Raw genomic sequence first — 10,409 nt, forward strand, 5'->3', positions numbered from 1 at the left:
GAAATAATCTGTGGAATGATGGTTACCGCAACACCCAAGAATAGTAGGCTCATACCGTGTTCTTTGATGGTGTCTACCGCTTGAGGGCCAGCCTCAAGACCAACGATACCCACGAATGCTGCTAGACCGAAGTCGCGAATAAAGCTTGCTGCTGATTCTGGGAATTGCGCCACATGTGGGTTACGGCTGCGTAACCAACCAACAATCAGACCTGACACTAGACAGCCTGCACCAGAGCCGATAGTGACCGGAATACCTGCAATTTTGAAGTTGATTAGGCCAATCAAAAGACCCAATACCATACCCATGCCTAGTACAATGAAGTCAGTCATTGTTGCTGAGTTCATTGGCTTACCGATTGTACCTTGAACACGATTAATATCGCTTGGTGAGCCAGTTAATTGAATAACATCATTTTTCTTAACAACAAGGTCAGCGTGAACTGGGATTGATACACCTTCGCGAAGGTAGTCAGTCACATAAACACCACGGTAAGTGCCTTTGTTCGCTTCTGATTTGATTTGACCTAGTGTACGGCCAATCAGTTGTTTGTTGTCTGCGATAAGCTGACGGTTCTCTTCAATGACTTCGTACTCTTCTGGAAGCACAACTTCAGAGCCAACAGAGTCACCTTTCAACTGACCAATGGCTTTACGAGTACCTGTGATAACCAGAACATCGCCTTGTTGAAACTTAGTAAATTTGTCTGCTTCAATCGCTTTGCCATCACGCTCGATAACTTCGATGCATGCGTCTATTGAATCTTGATTGATTTGGGCTAGTGTCAAACCATTCAGTTTGCTCTCTGCTTTGATTTCAAAAGCGCGAGTCTCAAGTTTTGTCATCGCATTGAATTCACCAGCACCAAGCTCTGCATTACCATCTGAGTTCGCTTCTGCCATTTTGATTGCTTCAGCGCGGATATCCCATTTCATTAGTGTTGGGAATACCCATGTCACCATTAGGATTGGACCTAGAGAACCGAAGATGTAAGTTACAGCGTAACCAACAGCAACGTTAGTTTGCATCAGATGTTTGGCTTCTTCAGACACACCACCCAAACGGGCGATCGCATCGCCTGCAGTACCAATGATCGCAGACTGAGTTAAACCACCGGCAGCTAGGCCCGCAGCAGTACCTCTATCTAAGTCAAACAACCACGCAGCGGCAAGTACACACAATAAGCCTGAAACCGTCATAACAACCGCAGACAACAGAATGTTGATGGTTCTAAAGTTAAGCGCTTTAAAGAATTGTGCGCCGCCTTGATAACCCACAGCATAAATAAAGAGCGCAAAGAAAATACTTTTTACGCCGGGATCAATCTGAACACCAAATTGCCCAATAATTACGCCCATTAATAATGTTCCGGCCACACCGCCTAAAACAAATCGGCCGATAGTAATTTTACCAACCATATAACCCAATGAGAGTGTAATAAATAGTGCGACAAATGGTGCCATGTCAAACAGATTAGAAATAATGTCCATGACAAATTTACTCTTGTTACTAAATATAAGGAGTAAATAATCTAACGAATAACTTAATAATGATATTTGTTGGATCATTCAAAATAAATAAAGCATCTCGTTGCTTCGAACCGAATATTAAGAACAAAAGGTTTTATTATGTAATCCCATTTGATGGATCAAATCATCACTTTAACTGTTCGCATAGTTTTTGAAGTGCAATTTACACCTTAAGTGATTGGTTTAAATAGATTTATCTTAAACCGGCAAAAGTAGATGATTTTCGAAATCAATTTCAATTAAGTGTTTCCACTTCAAGAACGACAACCTACCTACCGTTGTTTTACTGGCTTACGGCTCTCAACAAAGAGGCAGTTGGCATAATCACCGAATAAAGTTGGATTTTGATGGGTACGATCCTCTATAAGCGATTATCACAATAAATCGAACTCCGTTACCGTTGCATTCATCAAACAAATAGAGAACAGAACCATGAATACCATGCCGCATGAGCTTGTGTGGGATGAAGTCTACTTCCCACCGCTGTTATTGGTTATCGCACTGGCTTACATACTGACAATGCTAACAGGGTCAATCGCGACACGGTTTGGCCTTCATAAGTACGTCGCCTTTCCTGCAATAGCAGAACTGAGCTTGATCGTGATTTTTACTGGCGCTATCGGCCATTTTATTACCATTTTTTGAGGCACTTACTGTGATCAAACGTTATCTCATCACACTTTTATTATTGGCTGCTGCGGGAACTGTGGTTTATAGCTATTACCAGTCGTACTCAAGTAACCCATGGACCAGAGACGGACAAGTCAGCGCTTATATCGTCTCGATTACACCTCGAGTCACGGGTCAAGTCATTGAAGTGCATGTCGAAGACAACTCGAAGGTAAAAAAAGGCGATCTTCTTTTTGAGATCGATCCGAGTATTTACAAGGCGACCTACAGAAAAGCACTTGCGACTCAAAAACAAGCATTTGCCCTACTCGCCAAAGCCAAAAACGAAGAGCAACGCGCGTTGAATTTAGAGAAAAGAACGCCCGGTGCCGTGCCCGTGCTGACACTAAACAACTTGAACAACGCGGTAGAAACCAGCGCCGCAAATGTCGAACTGGCAAAAGCGAACGTAGAAGAAGCACATCTCAACCTTGAGTACACCAAGGTATATGCGCCTACTAACGGCTATATCACCAATCTGAACCTACGTGTTGGCTCTCAAGTTGTCGCGAATTCACCTGTGGTTGCGCTAATTGATGAAGATAGCTTCTGGATTGAAGGTTATTTCAAAGAGACTGATTTAGTCGGTGTCGATGCTCAGGACACTGCTTATGTGACCTTAATGATGCACAACAATGTTCAGCTAGAAGGACATATCAAAAGTATTGGTTTTGGTATCGCGAAGCAAGACGGCAGCACAGGTAATGATTTATTGCCAAACGTGAATCCAAACTTCCAATGGATACGCCTAGCTCAACGCATCCCTATCAAAGTGAAGTTAGACAAAATACCAGAAGACGTACAACTGCGTGTTGGTATGACTGCCTCGATCAAAATAATCAAAAATAGCTAGGTGATTCTTATGTTCACTGCATCGACTAAAGACGCGATTAAAGTCGCACTCTCTATCGTTATCGCAATCTGCCTAGCGTTGTGGTTTGGTTGGGAAAAACCGTATTGGGCTGCGGTAGCCGTCGCAGTGATGGCATTGAACGAGAGCTTCGCCCATTCAATAAACAAAGGCCATAACCGGTTAATGGGAACCTTGTTAGGGACCGGTTATGCCTTTTTCCTCATTGCGATGTTTTCACAAGATCGATTTTTGTTTCTAACATTTCTTACCGTGTTCTTAGGCACTTGTATTTTCATGTCTAGTGACGAGAAATACGGCTACATCTTTTCAATAGGATTTACCGTGTGTTCGATTGTTGCTTGTATGGGCGGGTTTGATAACCAAACCACCTTTCACTTTGCTGTACTTAGACTTCAAGAAACACTATTAGGTGTTGTTGTGTTCTCTATTGTGTATCGCATCGTGTGGCCTGTGAATACTGAACTCAACTTTGTACAACGTTTCGAAACCAGTAAACAAGCGTTGTTAGATGCGATGGAAAAAACAGACAACATCGACATTGCCGCACTTGAAAGCAACACCGCGAATATTGATAAGCTGTATCAACTTTTAGATCTGCCACTGACCGGAAGCTACCACCTTAAAGAGAACATCCAAACATGGCGCTTGCGTATCGATGAAATGGCACATATCCAAGATACATTACTCAAACAAAGTAACAGCGAATCAGACTTAGATATCCAATGGGCAGTTCTTACTCACAACTTGAAGACGTTCGATGTATTAACACCAGAACAATCTCTTGTTGAGGGTGAACTCAATGTCACAGGTGATCATAAAGACGTGTCTTGGCATCATGCACATCGCACGTTTGTTGAACATTTGAATGAAGATGGGCGCAAAGTGCTGCAAGGCGTGTCGATGTTTATCACATCGCTGTTGGTTTGGATTTATCTTCCAGTTCCAGGTGGTTTCATATTTCCTATGTTAGCCGGTGTATTCTCTTCTATGGTGCCGACCATGCCACCAAGCGTTATTAAGGACGCTTTTTATGGTGTGTTGGGTACAGGGTCGGTGGTTCTGTTGCAATACATCTTTGTGATGCCATTAATGACAGAACTATGGGAGCTGGGACTATTCTACTTCCTTAACATTATGGTGATATGGAAAGTGTTCGCGACACCTAAGCTCATGGTACACCGAATATTGGGTATTAACTTATTAGTTGTTCTCACATCTGGTGCGCTCAACCTCACACCTGTTTATGGAATTGAAACGCCACTTTTGATGCTCGTAAACATTTTGATTATTCTGATGATAGCGAAGTTGTTTACTGATCTATTTAGAGTGAGGGTAACTGCTTAGAACTAAATGCGCTTAACAACTCACAACAAAACGGTCTGCCAAGTATTTTTACTTCACAGGCCGTTTTTTTATCTATTGAAAATCATTATAAATCAATTGATTAACGCTAATTGTTACTAAGTGAGGATAGCGTCCATCAAAAGCGATTAACGCGATCTGCCACCTCCTCTTAAAATCCTCTCATTGATTGACGCAATGCATTTTTAGTCGCGACATTCACACTAGCAATCCTAACGGATAAATACATAACAACTGAACACGACGTTCAGTATTACATCGACTGTTTGAGTCTCGAAGGTTTGAGGCTACTCAGCGTGGGAACCGTCATGAGTTTTTTTGAAATACGCACCAGCGCCTGTAAGACCCATACTCTTTCTGTGTTAGCGATCGCCCTATTACTTACCACCCCCAATTTTGCGTCTGCGGCAGAAACCAAGACTTACAGCGAAGTTATGGAAAAAGGTCGAGCACTATTTGACAAATATGGCATCAGTCATGATTTACCAAAGCTAGCAATCAGTTCGCTCGTACAGGGCGAACACCTAGTTGAACACGCACATCGAACCATACAAATTGGCGATGAGGTTCGTGACTCAAGCGTCTATCTGATAAAAAACACAGACAGCAAAGGCAACATCGACCTGCGCGTCAAATACAACCCGCAAGAGCTGGATGAAAACGAAAAACTGATCGATGAAATTGAAGAGTTTACGCGCACTGAGTATCGACTAAGAAATTATGCAGAAAGCTTCGATCCATCGTCAGTGAAAGTCAATGAAAAAGACAACGGCGACGTGACCATTAGCTTCAACTATTCGAAATACGGCTTACCACAAGACATCGCCTATTTCCGTTTCTTGAATGTTGATATTGAACTTGTAGGCGGCACACCAAAACGCATGGTAATCACCAACGACAAGCCATTTAATCTTGGTAAGTCAAAAGTCGATACCTATTACCAAGTGATTGATTTCCAAACGTTAGACTCTGGTAAAGTCGTTATTGAACGTAAGACAACTAACATCGAGGGTACGTCTAAAACGAAACCGATGACCATGAGCGCTGTAACTGAACCCGTCGCAATTTATGAAGACGACAACGGCGTTAATGTCCTGCATGAAGAGCGTCTAAAAGAAGTTTCAGATCCTCGTATGCAAGAAGCGAGTGTTAAGTTAGATCGAGTATTCCCTTTAATGGGTGACATGGTGCGTCGTCAAGGTATCGATTTGCCATTACCATTCGGTGTTTCAGTTGCTTATCGCAATCAAGACATGAACCTTCCTATGACCGATTACGTGATTGGCGGTGTGCGCTTGAATGACCTGTTCGACCCTGAAGATAGCGTTGCAACGGTTAAAGCAGAAAGTCTTTCAATACGTGGTGATGTGAATATTCTGCCGTTCTGGAATGTATTCGGATATGTAGGAAAGGTAAACGTTGACGCGAATGTTGATGCCTCTTACACCGGCGCTGCGGGAGAATATCTACAAGATAAACTCAATAACAAACTACCTGGTCTAGGTGACAAACTGTGCGAGGGCGTATCAGCACTGTGTAACAGTGGGCGTTTAAATGTACCACTGCATCTCGAATATGACTTACGCGGTGCGGGTACAACACTATCTGTTGGTTACAAAGAGTTCTTTGCATCACTGACCGGCACCTATTCACAAACCCGTCTGAAAGGGATGGATGATTGGGGTGACGGCATTGTCACGATTCAGCCAATGTTGGGCTACCAATTAGTTGATTATCGCGCTCAATTCTTCGTTGGTGCTGAATACCAAGGTTTAGATTCACGTATGCAAGGTACTGTAAAGACAGACGATATTGAGTTTGATTACGACGTTGGTGTCGACATTAACCAGTGGGCATTTTTAACCGGAGTCAACAAACAGATTGGCAAGCATTACAACATGACCGTGTTGTACAACAAAGGTGAAACTCGTTCGGCTGTGACATTGAACCTTGGCTATCGCTTTTAGACTAAATCTAACCAAATTTCTGATGTGAACCTACGTTGTATTAGGTCGACATCATACAAATGAAAACGCGCCAACGTTGGTTATCCAGTAGATAACACACGAAGAAACACAACGTCAAATGCTCCAAAGACGGAGCCATCACCTTATGGATCTACAGGTTTGACGGTATCGATGCGCGGTTCGTTATTTTACCGAATTCTATTGTGGACACATTTTTTATGACTATTGCATATCGTTCTCTCATCGCACTCGCTATTGCGGCCGCTCTTGCTGGCTGTGACACAGACGTTGAACCAACGGTTCCAAAGCCAGATAAACCTGAACCTCTCGTACCTGCCCCTGCTGAAACCTTTACTACTCAAATCGGCGACGCGATGATCACAGCGTCTAAAGAAGAGCTGGTGATTACGTCTAATACCGAAGACGACAAACTGGCTTCAGTTGAGTCTTTTAAAGGCATTAAATTTGCCGACGCAGATCGTTTTGAGCATAGTAATCCTGTCGACTTAACTGAGCTGATGAATTCAGAAGGCATTGTTGAAGCAACGTCGTTTGGTGATGCATGTCCTCAATTGAAGACCGTTTCACAGACACAATCTGAAGACTGTTTGAACCTGAACATTTGGCGCCCAGTAGGCGTAGATGCTGATGCAGACCTACCGGTTTATGTATTCATTCACGGTGGTGATTTCGAATACGGTTCTGGTGCAGAGCCGCTCATCCAAGGTGATACCGTGGTTGCTCAAGGAAGCGACGATGGTAAGCCTTTCATCTACGTAAGCTTCAACTACCGTCTTGGTCAGTTAGGTACTCAATGGATTAAAGGCGCGAACGAAGATGGAAACTATGGCCTAGGTGACCAAAAGCGTGCCTTGGAGTGGGTACACAATAATATCGCTGACTTCGGTGGTAACGCTCAAAACGTAACCGTTATGGGTCAAGGCTCAGGCGCTATGTCTATTGGTTTCTTGCAGCAAGATGACGATATCGCAGGTCAATATTTCCAACGTGCCATCATGCAGAGTAACCCGTACGGCTTTGAATACCCTAGTTATGAAGTAGCAAAAGATCGCAGTAAGGAGTTTACAGCAGACACTTCGCTCAATGAGATCATGGCGTCGCAAGAAACAGCTTTAAATGGTATTGAACAGCTAAAAAATTGGTTACTTAGTTCTCTGTCACTCTCGGTTTCAGCACCTATATTTGGCGACGTTGATCTTGGACCAAAATCTGATAACACACCAATGTCTAACTTAATGCCATTTGCACCATATTTGGCATGTACGGAACTAAAAATAGAATCCAACAACGAAGAACATTGTATAAACACTATTAACTCTCCTTTAAATGAGAAACTAACTGTTCAAACTGTCCTAGGTACGAATGCAAATGAAGCTAATAGCTTTGGGATGTTGTTTAGCGTAACGTTTTTAATCCCAAAACTTATCAACATTATAACTAATGAAGATCCCGAACTTGTCGAAAGTTCAGAGCCAAAAACAGTTGCTTTGAACATACTTCAGTGGCTTGAAAATGAAGAAAATAAAAAGAAATTTGAACAAAAACTAAATGCCCTAAATGTACAGGATTTTACTAAAAACTCTGAAATCCCTTTGACAGCGTATAGTTCAGTTTCTCAGTTGTTTTGGGGTCTTGATACATACGTAGATATTAATCTTAGGGCTGTAAGCTGTATAACTGAAACTGACACTCTGGAGTTAATCAAATGTGTTTTGGGATATACAGATATCGAACTTACAGGTCATGAAGAAGCCGCAACAGTACTCAGCCTAACTGATTTCTACCCTAACTCAGAATCTAGCTTAGGTGGTGCTCTTGACAACATGAAGCAATTTAAAACCCTGCTAAATGACACCTTGTTCAATGGCCCAGCTCGTTATATGGCAGCAAACAGCGAAGTAGAAGCAACGCTATACCACTTTGAGCACAAACCAAGCTTTAACATGTGGAACTATAAAACAGGTCTAAATGAAGAAACGGGCGAATACGACCAACTGTCAATCATTGATCTATTCAAAACGATTGGTTGCATCAGCGGTGCATGTAACGGTTCAGAACTGCCATTTATGTTCAACAAAGCTGTACGTTTTGATGGAAGCGAAGTAAATCCATCAAGCAAAGATAAAGCCCTTATGAACGAAATGTCGCGTCTTTGGTTTAGCGATGAATTGTTCCAGAGCTACCAGTACAGCGATGCTACCGACAATGTGCTTGTCATTGATGGTGCAGGATTCAGCGACAACAGCACTACCTTCGACTGGGACTATGTCACAAACCCAGGTGTTGATCCTAAGCTTCGTGAAGGTCGCTTAACGGGTCTAGCAGAGCAAGGTCTTATGCCTTGGGACTGGTACCTAAACTAAACATATTCAACACCCTTCCTACTTTAACGGCCAGCTCGCTGGCCGTTTCTATATCCAAATTTTATGTTTAAACGCAGGTTAGTTATGACACTTAGCAAACTAAAAACAGCATGCACAATAATGTTGATTGCTTTGGTCACAGGATGTGCCCAACCTTACCCCGATGTTGAACCTGACTTCGAAGCTAACTGGCAAAGCACAGAACATCAAGCCGAAGTCTATTTGATCCCGAGTGCGCCTGAAGCCTTTGCGCGCCGCATTGATCTGGTTCGCCAAGCAAAACACTCGATTGATATGACTTACTTCTCTTGGGAAAACGACACTCTGGGTCTGATGCTGTTAAACGAGCTGAAACACGCCGCTGACCGCGATGTGGCCGTGCGCCTCACACTGGATGACTTGTTGGTATTCAATGACAAATGGCTTGCGGAGTTGGACTCACACGCCAATATTGAGATTCGACTGTTCAACCCTTTTGAGTCACGTAAAGCTGGCTGGATTGGTCGTGCGCTCAACTTCTCTACTCATCAAAAACAGTTAGATAATCGACTGCATGAGAAATACTTTAACGTTGATCACCAATCGATGATCCTCGGTGGGCGCAACATCGGTGATGACTACTTTGGCTACAGCGAAAGTGCCAACTTCTTTGATATGGATGTGCTGTTTAAAGGCGACGTGATTGCTGCTTTCGACCGAAACTACCAAGCGTTGTGGAACAGTGAGCATGTAGTGCCAATTCAAGAACGCATTAAAATCAAAGAGAAAGAGCAATACCAAGCGTTCACCAAAGCGTTGAACAAAGGTGAAAAGAATCAAGCATTGATCACGTCTGAAGTCGAAAGGCAGATAAAGAGCTTAAACCAACCGAAGTTCATTTCAACCTCTGTCACGCCGGTATTTGACTCACTGGAGAAACTCAATGACAACAAGCCCTACTTTCGCCAACGTATTGAACACTTGATGAAGCAAAAAGTACCGACACCTTCTAAGGTTATTATTTCTACGCCTTATATGGTGCCAAGCGATAACAAGTTTGTATTCGTCGATGCACTTAGAGAGAGCGAAGCCGAAGTCACCTTACTGACGAATTCATCGGCTTCTAATGATTCGGGCTTTGTGCCTGCGTATTACGAAAAACACCGTGAGACTCTACTCGACAAGGGCGTAAGTATCTATGAGTACAAAAGCCAAGCGATCAATGATGATCACTACTTTCATGTTGATACCTACTACCACAACAAGACAGTAATTTTAGATGAGCGTGTCACCTATATTGGCTCTTCTAACTTCGATCCAAGATCAGACTTTCTCAACGTTGAGTTTGGGGTGTTGGTTGACAGTGAAGAGTTTGCGAAGCAAGTGACACACTACTTAACACGTCAGAAAGAGGAGTTGTTCTGGGCTGTGTCGCGAGAACAATCAGGTGACACCATCTGGGCTTCAGAGGAACAAATCCATACTAAGAACCCGAACTACAGTTCATGGAACAAGGTACCTGATTGGTTATTTCGAAAAATGAATGGCGAGTTCGAGCTTTAAGTGTTCAGCTTCGAATCTTAATTTTTAATTTTCTCCAGTCCAAATGTAAAAAAGCCGCGTAATTTGAAGTGACCCCGTAAAG

At 42.9% G+C, this 10,409-nt stretch carries 6 protein-coding genes and 2 pseudogenes; 7 read left to right on the forward strand and 1 reads right to left on the reverse strand.

Annotation, left to right across the window (positions count from 1 at the left end):
- A partial coding sequence (gene aspT, locus AB4384_RS23105; protein WP_372130171.1) for an aspartate-alanine antiporter occupies window positions 1–1,490 on the reverse strand: 1,490 nt, incomplete at its 3' end.
- 471 nt (window positions 1,491–1,961) lie between these two features.
- Between aspT and AB4384_RS23110 the strand changes: the two genes are divergently transcribed.
- The 7 genes and pseudogenes from AB4384_RS23110 (at window position 1,962) to AB4384_RS23140 (ending at window position 10,327) form a co-directional block, all read left to right on the forward strand.
- Window positions 1,962–2,174: a DUF1656 domain-containing protein gene (locus AB4384_RS23110; protein ID WP_017059802.1), complete on the forward strand. Its 213-nt coding sequence runs from the start codon at window positions 1,962–1,964 to the stop codon at window positions 2,172–2,174.
- 10 nt (window positions 2,175–2,184) lie between these two features.
- Window positions 2,185–3,051, forward strand: coding sequence for an HlyD family secretion protein (locus tag AB4384_RS23115; protein ID WP_017059803.1), 867 nt, complete (start codon window positions 2,185–2,187; stop codon window positions 3,049–3,051).
- Window positions 3,052–3,060: 9 nt separating this feature from the next.
- A complete protein-coding gene (locus AB4384_RS23120; protein WP_372130172.1) occupies window positions 3,061–4,416 on the forward strand; it encodes an FUSC family protein in 1,356 nt (451 codons plus the stop codon).
- 326 nt (window positions 4,417–4,742) lie between these two features.
- On the forward strand, window positions 4,743–6,401 hold the full coding sequence (locus tag AB4384_RS23125) for a hypothetical protein (RefSeq protein WP_372130173.1): 1,659 nt from the start codon (window positions 4,743–4,745) through the stop codon (window positions 6,399–6,401).
- A 218-nt stretch (window positions 6,402–6,619) separates the two neighbouring features.
- Window positions 6,620–7,685: pseudogene (locus AB4384_RS23130) on the forward strand (carboxylesterase family protein); the annotation flags it as partial.
- Window positions 7,686–7,762: 77 nt separating this feature from the next.
- Window positions 7,763–8,785: pseudogene (locus AB4384_RS23135) on the forward strand (carboxylesterase/lipase family protein); the annotation flags it as partial.
- A gap of 84 nt (window positions 8,786–8,869) precedes the next feature.
- The gene (locus tag AB4384_RS23140) at window positions 8,870–10,327 is read left to right on the forward strand and encodes a phospholipase D family protein (RefSeq protein WP_372130174.1); all 1,458 of its coding nucleotides are present in this window, start codon (window positions 8,870–8,872) and stop codon (window positions 10,325–10,327) included.
- Window positions 10,328–10,409: the final 82 nt, after the last annotated feature.

Origin of the sequence: Vibrio sp. 10N.261.51.A4, assembly GCF_041471945.1 — a bacterium.
Taxonomy (GTDB): Bacteria; Pseudomonadota; Gammaproteobacteria; order Enterobacterales; family Vibrionaceae; genus Vibrio; species Vibrio crassostreae_C.

Coding starts and splice junctions, on each gene's coding strand:
- AB4384_RS23110 (WP_017059802.1), top strand. CDS start 1,962: ATGAATACCATGCCGCATGAGCTTGTGTGGGATGAAGTCTACTTCCCA.
- AB4384_RS23140 (WP_372130174.1), top strand. CDS start 8,870: ATGACACTTAGCAAACTAAAAACAGCATGCACAATAATGTTGATTGCT.
- AB4384_RS23125 (WP_372130173.1), top strand. CDS start 4,743: ATGAGTTTTTTTGAAATACGCACCAGCGCCTGTAAGACCCATACTCTT.
- AB4384_RS23120 (WP_372130172.1), top strand. CDS start 3,061: ATGTTCACTGCATCGACTAAAGACGCGATTAAAGTCGCACTCTCTATC.